This window comes from Rhizobium sp. KDH_Rht_773_N, from assembly GCF_052946295.1.
Genome location: NZ_CM129525.1, coordinates 78,760 through 92,876, shown reverse-complemented (window position 1 = coordinate 92,876; position 14,117 = coordinate 78,760). Strand labels below are relative to the sequence as shown.

Genomic DNA, 14,117 nt, shown 5'->3' with positions numbered 1-14,117 from the left:
TCCTATGCTGCCGGTTTACTGTTGGCGAGATACTTTTCCAGCCAGTGGATATCATAGTCGCCATTGGCGATATCCTGGTTGGAAACGAGATCCTGGAACAGTGGCAGCGTGGTCTTGATCCCGTCAACGACAAATTCATCGAGCGCACGGCGCAGGCGCATCATGCACTCGACACGCGTGCGGCCATGGACGATCAGCTTGCCGATGAGGCTGTCGTAATAGGGCGGGATCTTGTAGCCCTGATAGGCACCGGAATCGATGCGCACGCCAAGACCGCCGGGCGCATGGAAATGCGTGATCGTGCCGGGCGAGGGCACGAAGGTGCGCGCGTCCTCGGCATTGATGCGGCATTCGATGGCATGGCCCTGGAAATGCACCTCGTCCTGCGTGACCGAGAGGCCGCCGCCGGAGGCGACGCGGATCTGCTCATGCACGAGGTCGATGCCGGTGATCGCTTCCGTGACCGGATGCTCCACCTGCAGGCGGGTGTTCATTTCGATGAAATAGAACTCGCCGTTTTCGTAGAGGAACTCGATCGTGCCGGCGCCGCGATATTTCAGCTTCTTCATGGCGTCGGCGCAGATCTGGCCGATCTTCATGCGCTGTTCGACATTGAGGGCAGGCGAATTGGCCTCTTCCCAGACCTTCTGGTGACGGCGCTGCAGCGAGCAGTCGCGTTCGCCGAGATGGATCGCATTGCCCTCGCCATCGCCAAACACCTGGATTTCGATGTGGCGCGGCTTTTCGAGGTATTTTTCCATGTAGACGGCATCGTTGCCGAAGGCCGCGGCCGCCTCGGTGCGGGCCGTCGACCAGGCTTCGATCAGGTCGGCTTCGGTCTTGGCGACCTTCATGCCGCGTCCGCCGCCGCCGGCCGTTGCCTTGATGAGCACCGGATAGCCGATATAGGCCGCCGTCTTCAGCGCGTCCTCTTCGGTCTTTACTTCGCCGTCGGAACCGGGAACGACGGGAATGCCGAGTTCCTGCGCCGTCGTCTTGGCGGTGATCTTGTCGCCCATGATGCGGATATGTTCCGCCGTCGGGCCGATGAAGGTAATGCCGTGCGCTTCGAGAATATCGGCGAACTTGGCGTTCTCCGACAGGAAGCCGTAACCCGGATGCACGGCGTCGGCGCCGGTGATCTCGCAGGCCGCGACGATCTGGTGGATGTTGAGATAGCTTTCGCGCGACGGCGGCGGGCCGATGCACACGCTCTCGTCGGCAAGGCGCACATGCATGGCGTCGGCGTCGGCCGTCGAATGCACGGCAACGCTGGCAATGCCGAGTTCCTTGCAGGCGCGCAGCACGCGAAGGGCGATCTCGCCGCGATTGGCTATGAGGATCTTCGAGATCATGGCTGAAGCCTTATTCGATGACGACGAGCGCCTGACCGTATTCGACGGGCATGCCGTCTTCGACGAGGATTTCCGTGACCTTGCCGGACTTCGGCGAAGGAATCTGGTTCATCGTCTTCATCGCTTCGATGATGAGCAGCGTCTGGCCTTCCTTGACGGTCGCGCCGATTTCGATGAAGGCGCGCGCGCCCGGTGCCGGCGCCATGTAGGCGGTGCCCACCATCGGCGCGTTGACCGTATTGGCCGGGTTGCGGCCGGCAACGGCGGCCGGGGCGGCGGCGGCCGCGACCGGGGCTGCGGCTGCAGCGGCAGGTGCCGCATAGGCAGGAGCTGCGATCGGCGCCTGGATGTACTGGGTCGTGCCGGCGCGCGAAACGCGGATGCGCAGGTCTTCCTGTTCGACCTCGATCTCGGTCAGATCCGTGTCCTTGAGAATGTTGGCGAGATCGCGGATCAGAGCCTGATCGATACCGGATTTCTTTTCAGCCATGAGTGTTGCCCTGTCTTCTTCTTATGCTGTGATGTTCTTCAGCGCTTGCAGCGCCAGGATGTAGCTGTGAGGCCCGAAGCCGCAGATCACGCCCTTGCATGCCGGCGCGATCATCGACTTGTGGCGGAATTCTTCCCGTGCATGCACGTTGGATATGTGGAGTTCGATGACGGGAATGGAAATGGCGCGGATCGCATCATGCAGAGCGACCGACGTATGCGTATAGGCGCCTGCATTGATGGCAACGCCGGCGGCCTTTTCATCCGCTTCGTGGAACCAGTCCACCAGCGTGCCTTCGTGATTGCTTTGGCGGAAATCGATGTCGAACCCGAGTTCGCGGCCTGCAGCCTTGCAGTCCGCCTCTATGTCCTTGAGCGTCTTGCCGCCATAGATGCCAGGTTCTCGCTTGCCCAGCATATTCAGGTTGGGTCCGTTCAGGACAAAAATCGTTTGCGTCATCGAATGTTCCGTTTGGCGCTTCGGCTCCCGATCCTCTCTGGACCGGGCAACCGTTACGCGGTTCATTGTATTCATCACGTCCTGCGCCAGCCTTTTGGCGACAAGGCACGGGAATGCGCGAGCGCCACCTATAGACTCCACGCGGGCTTATTGAAAGCCCTTACAGAATCGGCAGGGGACGTCGCGCCATGTTTGTCCACATGGCTGAAACGCTTTGATTCAGGCTATTTGATGAGCGTGTATTCAGCAGCTTGTCTTGCCGCAGGCCCGCATATTCTTCACCTTGGCTTCGAGATCGTCGATGCCGACGGCGCCGGGCACCATTTCGTTGCCGATCACGTAGGACGGCGTACCGCTGATGCCGAGATTGGCGGCGAGCTGATAGGTCGCCTGCACGATATCGTCGTTCGGGCTCTTTTTCATCTCCGCCCGGATCTTGTCTTCACTGACGCCGAGGGCGGCGGCGACCTGCATTGCCGTGTCCTCCGAGGCGCGGCCATCGCTGCTCAGCATCGCGACGTGGAAATCGCCATATTTTTCAGGCGCAAGCCGCCGGAAGGCATCGGCAACGCGGTGCGCCGCAACCGAATCCGGCCCAAGGATCGGGAATTCCTTCAGCACGAAGCGGACGTTCCGGTCCTTTTTCAGGAGCGCCTGCATGTCGGGCAGGGCGTGGCGGCAATAGGTGCAGTTGTAGTCGAAGAACTCGACGACGGTGACGTCGCCCTTGGGGTTGCCGAGGGTCACGTCATCCTTGGAATCGAAGATACCGCCATTGTTGTCTTCGATGGCCATGGTGGCCTTCACCTGCTGGGCCATCTGCTGCTTCTTCTGCAGCGCATCCTGCACGTCGAGCATGATCTCCGGATTTTCGATCAGATACTGTTTGATGAACTCACCCAGTTCCTTCTTCTGCTGGTCGTCGAGCGCAAATGCCTGAACCGGAAGGGCGATGGAGGCTGCGAGCGCCAGCGCGGTAAGCGTTTTGGGGAAGAAGGCCATGATATCCTCGTCGTCGGCTGATGGATTTTCGAAGCGGAAAATAGCATCGCCGGGTTAATGGGCTTGGAGCGTCGTATCAAATTACGGCGCCTCGGGCCGCCATCAAACAGGAAATTTCCCCCGATCCAGGCCCTCGCGGGATTGTGATGAACCGATTATTGCGGCAATTGTCTGGCCGTCAGTTGAAGTCAGGCAGGAAGTGATCGTGTTTTCCATCTCCAAACGCAGCGAAGTCGAGCCGTTCCACGCCATGGACGTTCTGGCTGAAGCGACGAAACGGCGTGCGGGCGGCCACCCCGTCATCTCCATGGCTGTCGGCCAGCCCTCGCACCCCGCGCCCCAGGCGGCTCTCGAAGCGGCCCGCACGGCGCTCGCCGAAGGGCGCATCGGCTATACCGATGCTTTGGGTACGGCGCGGCTGAAACATGCGCTTGCCTGGCATTATCGCGACCGCCACGGTCTGGAGATCGACCCCGCCCGCATCGCCATCACCACGGGCTCGTCGGCCGCCTTCAATCTCGCCTTCCTGTCGCTCTTCGATGCCGGCGATGCAGTTGCCATTGCCCGGCCGGGCTATCCCGCCTACCGCAACATCCTCGGCGCGCTTGGCCTCAATGTCGTCGAAGTGCCGGTTACGGCCGAGACCCATTTCACTCTGACGCCCGAAAGCCTTGAAGCAATCCAGCTGGAAAAACGCGTGAAGCTGAAGGGCGTGCTGCTTGCAAGTCCGGCAAATCCGACCGGTACCGTAACCGGCCGCGAAGGCCTGAAAGCGCTGGCTGCCTATTGCGACGCCAACGACATCGCCTTCATTTCCGACGAGATCTATCACGGCCTGACCTTCGCGGGCGAAGAGACCAGCGCACTGGAACTGACGGACGAGGCGATCGTCATCAACTCCTTCTCCAAATATTACTGCATGACCGGCTGGCGGATCGGCTGGATGGTGCTGCCCGAACGGCTGGTGCGCCCGATCGAGCGTGTTGCCCAGAGCCTCTACATCTCTCCGCCGGAACTTTCCCAGATCGCAGCGACCGCAGCGCTCGGCGCGAGCGAGGAGCTGGATCGCGTCAAGGCAAGTTATGCCGCCAATCGCGAGCTGCTGCTCGACCGGCTGCCGAAGATCGGCCTTGAGCCGGCGTCACCCATGGATGGCGCCTTCTATGCCTATGTCGATGTCTCGCGCTTCACCAACGACAGCATGGATTTTGCCCGCCGCATGCTGGCGCAGATCAATGTCGCGGCAACTCCCGGCCTCGATTTCGATCCGGTGGAGGGACCGCGCACCCTGCGCATGTCCTATGCCGGTTCGGAAGCCGAAATCGCCGAAGCGCTGGAGCGCATCGGCGCCTGGCTGAAATAGAGGTTCCTAGTTCTTGTATTCCGGCGCCTGCCGGTCGAGGACACGCCGGACGCTTTCCAGATGCAGCCGTGCGCTTTCCGGATCGCCTTCGCGCATCTGTCTGGCCGCCTGTGCGGCGATGTCGGCGGGAACGGGGATCAGCGGACGTCCGCTGCTCATCGCCTTCAGCTGAACCTCTGCCGCACGTTCCAGGTAATAGAGATCGTCCCAGGCTTCCGCGATATTGGGCGCGCAGACCATGACGCCGTGGTTCTTCATGAACAGGATGTCCTTGTCGCCGAGCACGGCGGCAATCCTGTCGCCCTCGCGCTCATCGAGCGCCAGACCGTTATAATTCTCGTCGACGGCGACGCGCCCGTAGAACTTCAGGGCCGTCTGCCCGGCCCAGACGAAAGGATCGCCTTCGATCATGCTGAGCGCCGTCGCGTTCGGCATATGGGTGTGAAAGGCGGCTCCGACGCGCGGCGACATCCTGTGCAGACGGGCATGGATGAAGAAGGCGGTGGCCTCGGGCACGCCATCGCCGGCCACGACATTGCCTTCGAAATCGCAGATCAGCAGCGATGAGGCCGTGGCTTCCTGAAATGCCCAGCCAAGCCTGTTGACGAGAAAGAGATCGGGATGGCCGGGCACGACCGCGGAAAAATGGTTGCAGATGCCTTCTTCGAGGCCGAGCCGTGCCGCCATTCTCAGGCATGCGGCCAGATCGACGCGGGCCTGCCGGATCTCGTCCGTATCGAGCGGCAGATTGCGCAATATCGCCGGCTGTCCCTTCGCCAGATTCAGTTCATGAGCCATGTCTCGCCTCCAATGAATTACATCCAGCCCTTCGCCGCAAACAGGCCGGGGACCCTGTCCAGCGTCGGCACGATCTCGTTTGGGCGGTAGTCGCTGAGCGGTTTGCGCCCGGTGCCGCGATCCACCCAGATCGCACGAAAACCGAGTTCGCGGGCGGCGGCAAGGTCGAGATGCGGGCTGGCGCAGATATGCACGAGATCATCCATGCCGATGCCGAGCGTTTTCCAGGCATGCCGGAAGATCTGCGCGGACGGCTTGTAGGCTTGTGCCTGCTCGGCGGTTATCACCCGGTCGACGAAACCGCCAAGCTGCGCGATGTTGCCGGCGATGATCGCATCGTCCGTATTGGAGATGACGGCCAGCTTGAAGCCGGCGGCCTTGAGCCTGCCGAGCGTTTCGACGACTTCCGGGAAGGGCGGCATCCGGCCGATCGAGGAGGTCAGGAGGTCGCCATCGGCGCTGTCGAAATTCAGGCCGAATTCCTTCATCGCCAGTTGCAGCGCGAGCGCCGTCACCTGCTTGAAGGAACGGTGCGGCCGCTGTTCTTCCAGCTGATGTTCGTATCGGTCATAAACGGCAATGAAGGCGGGCTGGTCGATGTCGCCGCCCTTGGCCGACAGGATCGCATCCATGGCGGCCAGCAGGCCTTCGTCCCATTGGATCAGCGTGCCGTAACAATCGAAGGTCAGCCAGGTCGGCCGGTTTCCGGGAAGCGTCATCTCTCGTCTCCATGATTTGCCGCATGTTGACAAAGAAGCGGGCCATTGAAAAATTAAATGTCGAAATCATCAACATTGGAAAATCGAATGAGCTTCGCCTTCGATCTCGATCTTCTCCGGACTTTCGCGGCCGTCATCGACGCCGGCGGTTTCACGCGCGCGGCCGAGCGCATTCATCTCACCCAGTCCACCGTCAGCCAGCAGATCAAAAAACTCGAAGCCAATATCGGCCACAGCCTGCTTCTGCGGGACAAATCGACGGGCAGCGTCCAGACGACGGAGGAGGGCGAGGTTCTGCTCAGCTATGCGCGGCGCCTGCTGGCAACGGCCGAAGAGGCGATGGAAATCATGCGCAAGCCGGCTGCACCCAAGACCGTCAGGCTCGGTGTTCCCGAGGATTTTGCCGGCCGCAGGCTTATCGATCTGCTGTCGGGCTTTGCGGCCGCCTCTCCGCATATAAGGCTCGATACGGTCAGCGGCTGGAGCGTCGAGCTTCGCCGCCTTCTGGACGCCGGCGAGATCGACCTTGCGCTGATCAAGCGCGAGCCGGGCGACGGCGGCTGTCTGGCGAGCTGGAAGGAGGAACTGGTCTGGGTCGAAAGCATGAGCCGGCCGGTTCGGGGTGAGCCTGTCCCGCTTGCGGTTTTTCCCGTCGGCTGCATCTACAGGGAGAGGGCCATCCGTTTTGTCGAACGCAGCGGACGGCGCTGGCGCATCGCCTATACGAGCCAAGGCCTGATGGGTGTCCAGGCGGCGGTCGCGTCAGGCCTCGGCATCAGCCTGCTTCCGTCGGATGCCGTCCTGCCTGAACATCGCCGGCTTGGAGCGGCGGACGGCTTCGATCCGCAGCCAGCCTCCGAACTTGCCCTTGTCGGGGGAAGGCCGCGGCTCTCGGCGGAGAGCCGCTCGCTTGCCGATTTCCTTGCGGCCAATCTTTAGGTGCGTGAGGAGAAGAGCGAGGCCAGCGTCGATGACGGCTTGTTGTTCAGCCGCGGCACGACGACGAGCTGCCTGATATCGCCGCGTTTGTAGGCGGCGAGGAAGCGCTTGTAATCCTTGAAGGAAACGCAACCGTTGGAATCGCCGTTCCGGCCGAGCATATAGGTATGCGCCAGCAGGCCGACACGGTTGAAGATCGCTTCCGAGCCCTGTACCGGTGTCAGGCGAATGGCTTCCACGCCATGGAACAGCGCCTCGCGCATCGTCAGGTTGTAGGTGTGCGGCGGCGTCGGTCCGCGCATCTTCTGGTTCACGAAACGCGGATTGTCACGCATCTTGCCGAGGCCGGAATGGGCCTCCAGGCGTTCGCCGTTCGGCAGATAGACCGTGCTGTTTTCGATATCGTAGATGGCGACGCCGGCCCGCAGGCGCGGCGTAAAGACCGGCTTGTCATAGCGCGGCACGGCATCGTCGTCGTCATCCTCGATCGGCGAGTTCGGCTTGGCATAGGCAAGCACCGGCTCGGCAGCGCGAGGCGCCCCCTTGGAGGCCGGGGCGGGTTTGCCGACGAGACCGTCGGGCCGCGCCATCGGCAGCGGTATGGAATCCTCATCGGGCGCGAGAACCAGATCGAAAGGCTGGGCGCCATCGTCCGCCTCGGCAACGTCGACGGGCTGAGCGGCGACAGGAGCGGTGGCGCGGTTGACCGGCGCCGGTTCGATCGGAGCAGGTGTCACGCGTGCCCCGGCATCGGCCAGGGCGAGCATCGCCGGCATCTCGGCGGCAGCGACAACCTCCTTCGACGGAATGATGATCCGGTCGGCATCGTCCTCGTCGGAGACGGCGGAAGCGGTTTCGACGGCCGGCGGTGTCGCCTTGATGGCATCTTCCTTGCTGAAGCGCGGATTGTCGGAGACGGCAACCGGCTGAACCTGTGCGACGGCAACGGCAAGACGATTGGTCTTCGCAAGCGCCAGGACCGCATTCGAGGCCGCCGATGTCTTCTCTGCATGCGACTGGATCAACTGCGCCGTCAAAGGCACAACCGGCTTGGCATCGAATGCGGCAAGGCGTGAAGCCTTGTTCACATGGATGAGACGCTCACGCGTGGCGGCAACAGGTGCTGGCCTTGGCGCTGCCGTGACCTCGGCCATTTCCTTATGCGAGGAAAACGGCATCGACACGGATTGCATCGTCGCGACAGTGCCGATCAGCCATGTGGAGGTCAGGAGCCCGGCGATTGCGATGCCGGCAAGAAAACCGCGAGATCTTCCCGAACGAACAGGGGATCCGCCAAAAGGGGCGACGTTATTGAACGTCCCTACCGCAAACGCCATACTCTACTCGTCTTCCAAACACGCTACGCAGGCCGGCAGCACTGGCTACTTGATCTTTGCCGGAGCCGCTAACTGCCCAAAAAGGCCGAATTTTGGCCTGTCCGCGACATGCGACCGTTTCTTAAGGATGACGAACTATGGTTTCCAATTGGTTTACGGATGCGGGGCTCTGCTTCGATTGTCGCGAAAAGAGACGCAATATTTTAGGGATAGCTGTTTTTCGAAGGCTCGTCTCGTCTGCGTGTCACCGTCCGGTGCGGGATGGCTTGCGGGTAGGTTTTCCTGCCGTCAGCTGCGGGCCATGACGTAACTGCCGGGAGCTTCTTCGATCGCGTTGAGGGCTGCCCCGCCCACCTTGCGGGCAGCCACGCGCTCGCCGTTCTGCGCCTCGATCCAGGCGTGCCAGTGCGGCCACCAGGAGCCGGCCGTCTCCTTTGCCTTGGCAAGCCATGCATCATAGTCGCCCTTGGCCGGTCCGCCGGTCCAGAACTGGTACTTGTGCTTGTCGGGCGGATTGACGACCCCGGCAATATGGCCGGAGCCGGCAACGACGAACTGCACCTTGCCGCCGAAAAACCGGCTGCCGAGGAAAACGGATTTCGCCGGCGCGATGTGATCCTCGCGGGTTGCAAGATTATAGATCGGGATCTTGATGTCCTTCAGCGACAGGGTCTTGCCGTCGAGGATCATCTCATCCTTGGTAAGTGCGTTCCTGAGATAGCAGTTGCGCAGGTAGAAGGCATGGTTGGCCGCCGCCATGCGGGTCGAATCGGCGTTCCAGAACAACAGGTCGAAGGGCAGGGGCTCCTGGCCCTTCAGGTAGTTGTTGACGAAATAGGGCCAGATGAGCTCGCTCGCCCGCAGCATGTTGAAGGCCGTCGACATGCGCGAACCGTCGAGATAGCCAAGCTCCTGCATATGCGCTTCCAGCGCCTGCAGCTGCTCCTCGTCGACAAAGACCTTCAGGTCGCCGGCATGAGTGAAATCCACCTGGGTGGTGAAGAGCGTCGCGCTCTTGATGCGCTTGTTCTTCTCCTTGGCGTGCAGGGCAAGGGTTGCCGCCAGCAGCGTGCCGCCCACGCAATAGCCGATGGCGTTGACCTCCTTCTCGCCTGTCGCCTTCTCGACCGTTTCCAGCGCGAAATCGACGCCTTCCCTTGCGTAAGCCGTCCAGTCCTTCGATGCGTGGCGGCTGTCCGGGTTGACCCAGGAAATGACGAAAACCGTGTGCCCCTGGTCCACGCACCATTTGATGAAGGATTTCTGCGGGTTGAGGTCGAGAATGTAGAATTTGTTGATCCAGGGCGGGCAGATCAGCAGCGGCCGTTTCAGCACGGTTTCCGTGGAAGCTTCGTACTGGATGATCTGGCAGATCTCGTTCTGGGCGATCACCTTGCCCGGCGTCAGCGCCATGTCGCGGCCGACCGCGAATTTGGTCATGTCGGTCTGGCGCAGCCTGAGTTCGCCGCGCCCGGCGACGATGTCCTCGGCGAGCATTTTCATGCCGCGCACGAGGTTTTCGCCGCTGGTCGCGATCGTCTCGCGGTAGATCTGCGGATTGGTGACGACGAAATTGGTGGGCGAAAGCGCAGCCGTGATCTGCTTCACATAGAAGCCGGCCTTGTGTTTCGTGTGCTCGTCCAGTCCCTCGGTCTCGGCCACGAGCTTTTCGGCCCAGTCGGCGGTCACGAAATAGACCTGCTTTAGAAATTCGAAGAAGGGATTTTTCTGCCAGTCCTCGTCTGCGAAGCGCTTGTCCTTGCGCTCGGCCTCCTGCTTGATCGTCTCGCCCTGCATACGCTGCATCGAGCGCATCCAGATGCCGAAGAAGGAGGTCATGAGCTGGGTTTGCGCCTCAAACGTCCGGCGCGGATCGGAAATCCAGTATTCCGTGACCCTGGAAAGCGTCTTCACCATGTCGGTGACGGGTTCGACGACCGTATCGGAGATTTCGCCGCGCTCGCGCGGGCCAAGCCATGCAGACGCCGCCTTGCCGAGATTTTCGAGCGCACGCGCGAAGTTCATCGCCATGGCCTCGGGATCCTTCAGGAGATAGGGATCGAGATCCTTGGCGTCGAAACCCAGCTTGGCACCATTCTCCTGTTTGCTGTCGGTCACGCATTTCCTCCGGCGGCAGCATCCATTGTTTGTTCGTTGTACATCTGCGTCGATGAAGAAAACAAGTTCCGCACGTTCGCTCTCATGCTATTGCTTTGTCGCTGCGACGAATTTAACAGTCGAAGCAGGCAGGATTGGATCATCAGGCATGACGACGACAGGCATTGGGCATATCGCGACCTTCACCCGCACGGCAGCACTCTGCGCGGCGGCTGCGGCCATGGCCATCGCGCTTGCCGGATGCAACAAGACCGCCGAGGAGAAGCAGGCCTTCGCCCGGCGCATGGCCGCGCCGACGGCCGTTGTAATGCCGGCCTCCAAGGGCGAGCCCGTCGAAGGCGGCCTGGCCAAGAGCAAGGACGGCTACCCGTCCTTCGGCGCGCCGCTGACGGCCGCCAACGTGCAGATGAGCGACGAACAGGCGGCCGAACTGCAGCATCAGCTGACGGCCCTGACCGCCAAGCGCCAGGCCGGCGCGATCACGGAGGCGGAGTATCAGCGCCGCGTTGCCGAGATGCGGAAACTGGCCGCCGAACACGGGGCCGAAACGCTCTCCGAAATCTCCAAATAAGCCTTGCCTTTCAGGCGATTTGGACGCAAAGCCTTCCGGATGGATCGGAAGATGCAATTTTCCCGATAATGCGCTTCATGCGCGGCCTCTCCGTCAAAGATTTGCCGCGCAGCTTGAGTTCAAGAGGAATACGGCGCTGCGAGTCTGAAGCTCGTATCGCAGATGCCGGGAGACGGAACGAGCTTCGACAGCGGTCAGGTTGGCCGCATTTCCATGGGGAAAGAGATGGAAGAGTTTCACAAAGTCCGGCGTTTGCCGCCCTACGTTTTCGAACAGGTCAACCGTTTGAAAGCGAGCGCGCGAGCGGGCGGGGCCGACATCATCGATCTCGGCATGGGAAACCCTGACCTTCCGACCCCCCAGGCGATCGTCGACAAGCTTTGCGAAGTCGTCCAGGACCCGCGCACCCACCGCTACTCGTCCTCCAAGGGCATTCCCGGCCTGCGCCGCGCCCAGGCTGCCTATTACGCCCGCCGATTCGGCGTGAAGCTGAACCCCGACACGCAGGTGGTTGCCACCCTCGGCTCCAAGGAAGGCTTCGCCAATATGGCGCAGGCCATCACCGCGCCGGGCGACGTCATCCTCTGCCCGAACCCGACCTACCCGATCCATGCCTTCGGCTTCCTGATGGCCGGCGGCGTGATCCGCTCCATGTCGGTCGAGCCGGACGACAGCTTCTTCCCGCCGCTCGAGCGCGCCGTGCGCCATTCGATCCCGAAGCCGCTGGCGCTGATCCTGAACTATCCGTCGAACCCGACGGCCTTCGTGGCAACCCTCGACTTCTATAAGGAGGTCGTGGCCTTTGCGAAGAAGCACGACATCATCGTGCTTTCGGACCTTGCCTATTCGGAAATCTATTTCGATGGCGAGCCGCCACCGTCGGTCCTGCAGGTTCCGGGCGCAATGGATGTGACGGTCGAATTCACCTCCATGTCCAAGACCTTCTCCATGCCGGGCTGGCGCATGGGCTTTGCAGTCGGCAACGAACGGCTGATTGCGGCCCTGACGCGTGTGAAGTCCTACCTGGATTATGGTGCCTTCACGCCGATCCAGGTCGCGGCGACCCATGCGCTGAATGGCGATGGTTCCGACATCGCCGAAGTCCGCAACGTCTACAAGCGCCGCCGCGACGTCATGGTCGAAAGCTTCGGCAAGGCCGGCTTCGAAGTGCCGCCGCCGGCCGCCACCATGTTCGCCTGGGCGAAGATCCCGGAAAAGTTCCGTCATCTCGGTTCGCTGGAATTTTCCAAGCTCCTGGTCGAGAAGGCAGACGTTGCCGTTGCCCCGGGCATCGGCTTCGGAGAACAGGGCGATGACTACGTTCGTCTGGCGCTGGTCGAGAACGAACACCGCATCCGCCAGGCTGCGCGCAACATCAAGAAGTTCATGTCGACGGCAGACGAGACGATGCACAACGTCATCTCGCTCAACGCCCACCGTTAATTCCAACCGCGAAGACAGCCGCAAGATCTGCGGCTGTCTTTCACCAGACATTTCAGGATCGATCCATGGCAGATGCCCTTAAAATCGGCATTGCGGGCTTGGGTACCGTCGGTGCCTCGCTTGTTCGCATCATCAGGCAGAAGAGCAACGAACTTGCAGTCACCTGCGGACGCCCGATTACGATTACGGCAGTTTCGGCCCGCGACCGAACGAAGGACCGCGGCATCGATCTGGCCGGCATCGCCTGGTACGAGCGCCCGGATGAACTGGCCGAAAAGGCCGATATCGACGTCTTCGTCGAGCTGATTGGTGGCGCCGAGGGAGCTGCCAACAAGGCCGTTCGCGCCGCTCTTTCGCGCGGTCTCCATGTGGTGACAGCCAACAAGGCGCTGCTTGCCTATCATGGTGTCGAGCTTGCGGCGATCGCCGAGGAAAAGGGCTCGCTGCTCAACTTCGAAGCGGCCGTTGCCGGCGGCATCCCGGTCATCAAGGCGCTGCGTGAATCCCTGACGGGCAACACGATCTCGCGCGTCTACGGCATCATGAACGGCACCTGCAACTACATCTTGACCAAGATGGAGAAGGAAGGCCTGTCCTTTGCCGATTGCCTGAAGGAAGCCCAGCGTCTCGGTTATGCCGAAGCCGATCCGGCTTTCGACATCGAAGGCAACGACACGGCCCACAAGCTGTCGATCCTGACGACGCTTGCCTTCGGCAACAGGATCGCCGCCGACGATATCTATCTCGAAGGCATCACCAATATCTCGATAGAGGATATCCGCGCTGCCGCCGACCTCGGCTACCGCATCAAGCTGCTCGGCGTTGCCCAGCGCACCGATACGGGCATCGAACAGCGCGTGCATCCGACCATGGTGCCGGTCGATTCCGTCATCGCCCAGGTCGATGGCGTCACCAACGCGGTCGCGATCGAATCCGATATTCTCGGCGAACTTCTGATGGTCGGCCCCGGTGCCGGCGGCAACGCTACGGCCTCTTCGGTGCTTGGCGATATCGCCGACATCGCCAAGAGCCAGCCGGGCGCCCAGCGCGTTCCGGTTCTCGGCCATCCGGCAAAATCGCTGGAACCCTATCGCAAGGCGCAGATCCAGAGCCATGAGGGCGGCTATTTCATCCGCCTGACCGTTCTCGACCGCACCGGCGTCTTCGCCAGCGTCGCAACCCGCATGGCCGAAAACCACATTTCTCTCGAATCGATCGTCCAGCGCTCCAAGCAGCATCTGGCGCCCTCGCATCACCAGACGATCATCCTCGTTACCCACGCGACGATGGAAGACTCAGTGCGCAAGGCCGTCGCCGCGATCAAGGAAGAGGGCTATCTGGTTGGTGAACCGCAGGTGATCCGCATCGAGCGTCCCAAGGAAGAAGCCTGACATTTGTTCCAGATTGGAACAGATCAGCCCGCCCGGAGCCTCTCGGGCGGGTTTTCTGTTATTAATCAAAGCACTTCACCAAAATTCATATTAACAGATATGCGGATATCGATATAATCAATCCGGGAGCCG

The 14,117-nt window shown here is 61.5% G+C and carries 13 protein-coding genes; 5 read left to right on the top strand and 8 right to left on the bottom strand.

Annotated features, from left to right (window positions below):
- Positions 1–2: 2 nt before the first annotated feature.
- From accC to ACU8HS_RS00470, 4 genes are all read right to left on the bottom strand, one after another.
- Entirely contained in the window at positions 3–1,355 is a 1,353-nt protein-coding gene (accC, locus tag ACU8HS_RS00485) for an acetyl-CoA carboxylase biotin carboxylase subunit (RefSeq protein ID WP_112568146.1), read from the bottom strand.
- 10 nt (positions 1,356–1,365) lie between these two features.
- Positions 1,366–1,845: an acetyl-CoA carboxylase biotin carboxyl carrier protein gene (gene accB, locus ACU8HS_RS00480; protein ID WP_112568144.1), complete on the bottom strand. Its 480-nt coding sequence runs from the start codon at positions 1,843–1,845 to the stop codon at positions 1,366–1,368.
- A gap of 21 nt (positions 1,846–1,866) precedes the next feature.
- Positions 1,867–2,304: a type II 3-dehydroquinate dehydratase gene (aroQ, locus tag ACU8HS_RS00475; protein WP_003578965.1), complete on the bottom strand. Its 438-nt coding sequence runs from the start codon at positions 2,302–2,304 to the stop codon at positions 1,867–1,869.
- A gap of 243 nt (positions 2,305–2,547) precedes the next feature.
- Positions 2,548–3,306 carry a DsbA family protein gene (locus ACU8HS_RS00470; RefSeq protein WP_447015216.1) on the bottom strand — a complete coding sequence of 253 codons (759 nt, stop codon included), beginning with the start codon at positions 3,304–3,306 and terminating at the stop codon, positions 2,548–2,550.
- 205 nt (positions 3,307–3,511) lie between these two features.
- Between ACU8HS_RS00470 and ACU8HS_RS00465 the strand changes: the two genes are divergently transcribed.
- A complete protein-coding gene (locus ACU8HS_RS00465) occupies positions 3,512–4,669 on the top strand; it encodes a pyridoxal phosphate-dependent aminotransferase (protein ID WP_447015215.1) in 1,158 nt (385 codons plus the stop codon).
- 6 nt (positions 4,670–4,675) lie between these two features.
- Here the strand turns inward: ACU8HS_RS00465 and ACU8HS_RS00460 are convergent, their stop codons facing one another.
- The gene (locus tag ACU8HS_RS00460) at positions 4,676–5,467 is read right to left on the bottom strand and encodes an aldolase (protein ID WP_112704873.1); all 792 of its coding nucleotides are present in this window, start codon (positions 5,465–5,467) and stop codon (positions 4,676–4,678) included.
- 17 nt (positions 5,468–5,484) lie between these two features.
- On the bottom strand, positions 5,485–6,186 hold the full coding sequence (locus ACU8HS_RS00455) for a haloacid dehalogenase type II (RefSeq protein WP_447015214.1): 702 nt from the start codon (positions 6,184–6,186) through the stop codon (positions 5,485–5,487).
- Positions 6,187–6,273: 87 nt separating this feature from the next.
- Here ACU8HS_RS00455 and ACU8HS_RS00450 point away from each other — a divergent pair, with 87 nt between their 5' ends.
- Positions 6,274–7,125, top strand: a complete 852-nt coding sequence (locus tag ACU8HS_RS00450; RefSeq protein WP_447015213.1) for a LysR substrate-binding domain-containing protein — start codon at positions 6,274–6,276, stop codon at positions 7,123–7,125.
- On the opposite strand, the gene ACU8HS_RS00445 is transcribed toward ACU8HS_RS00450, so the two are convergent.
- Positions 7,122–8,462, bottom strand: a complete 1,341-nt coding sequence (locus ACU8HS_RS00445) for a tlde1 domain-containing protein (RefSeq protein WP_447015212.1) — start codon at positions 8,460–8,462, stop codon at positions 7,122–7,124. The genes ACU8HS_RS00450 and ACU8HS_RS00445 overlap by 4 nt on opposite strands.
- A gap of 288 nt (positions 8,463–8,750) precedes the next feature.
- The gene (gene phaC, locus ACU8HS_RS00440) at positions 8,751–10,580 is read right to left on the bottom strand and encodes a class I poly(R)-hydroxyalkanoic acid synthase (protein WP_447015211.1); all 1,830 of its coding nucleotides are present in this window, start codon (positions 10,578–10,580) and stop codon (positions 8,751–8,753) included.
- Between the two features lie 148 nt (positions 10,581–10,728).
- On the opposite strand from phaC, the gene ACU8HS_RS00435 reads away from it, so the two are divergent.
- The 3 genes from ACU8HS_RS00435 to ACU8HS_RS00425 all read left to right on the top strand — a co-directional run bounded on the left by ACU8HS_RS00435 (position 10,729) and on the right by ACU8HS_RS00425 (position 13,985).
- Complete coding sequence (locus tag ACU8HS_RS00435) at positions 10,729–11,151, top strand: hypothetical protein (protein WP_112568130.1); 423 nt, start codon at positions 10,729–10,731, stop codon at positions 11,149–11,151.
- A 225-nt stretch (positions 11,152–11,376) separates the two neighbouring features.
- A complete protein-coding gene (locus ACU8HS_RS00430) occupies positions 11,377–12,594 on the top strand; it encodes an LL-diaminopimelate aminotransferase (RefSeq protein ID WP_112568128.1) in 1,218 nt (405 codons plus the stop codon).
- 65 nt (positions 12,595–12,659) lie between these two features.
- The gene (locus ACU8HS_RS00425) at positions 12,660–13,985 is read left to right on the top strand and encodes a homoserine dehydrogenase (RefSeq protein WP_447015210.1); all 1,326 of its coding nucleotides are present in this window, start codon (positions 12,660–12,662) and stop codon (positions 13,983–13,985) included.
- The last annotated feature ends 132 nt before the right edge of the window (positions 13,986–14,117 follow it).

Bases quoted from the DNA above. Each gene is read 5' to 3' on its own strand.
- accC (WP_112568146.1), bottom strand. From the start codon at position 1,355: ATGATCTCGAAGATCCTCATAGCCAATCGCGGCGAGATCGCCCTTCGC.
- accB (WP_112568144.1), bottom strand. From the start codon at position 1,845: ATGGCTGAAAAGAAATCCGGTATCGATCAGGCTCTGATCCGCGATCTC.
- aroQ (WP_003578965.1), bottom strand. From the start codon at position 2,304: ATGACGCAAACGATTTTTGTCCTGAACGGACCCAACCTGAATATGCTG.
- ACU8HS_RS00470 (WP_447015216.1), bottom strand. From the start codon at position 3,306: ATGGCCTTCTTCCCCAAAACGCTTACCGCGCTGGCGCTCGCAGCCTCC.
- ACU8HS_RS00460 (WP_112704873.1), bottom strand. From the start codon at position 5,467: ATGGCTCATGAACTGAATCTGGCGAAGGGACAGCCGGCGATATTGCGC.
- ACU8HS_RS00455 (WP_447015214.1), bottom strand. From the start codon at position 6,186: ATGACGCTTCCCGGAAACCGGCCGACCTGGCTGACCTTCGATTGTTAC.
- ACU8HS_RS00450 (WP_447015213.1), top strand. From the start codon at position 6,274: ATGAGCTTCGCCTTCGATCTCGATCTTCTCCGGACTTTCGCGGCCGTC.
- ACU8HS_RS00445 (WP_447015212.1), bottom strand. From the start codon at position 8,462: ATGGCGTTTGCGGTAGGGACGTTCAATAACGTCGCCCCTTTTGGCGGA.
- ACU8HS_RS00435 (WP_112568130.1), top strand. From the start codon at position 10,729: ATGACGACGACAGGCATTGGGCATATCGCGACCTTCACCCGCACGGCA.
- ACU8HS_RS00430 (WP_112568128.1), top strand. From the start codon at position 11,377: ATGGAAGAGTTTCACAAAGTCCGGCGTTTGCCGCCCTACGTTTTCGAA.
- ACU8HS_RS00425 (WP_447015210.1), top strand. From the start codon at position 12,660: ATGGCAGATGCCCTTAAAATCGGCATTGCGGGCTTGGGTACCGTCGGT.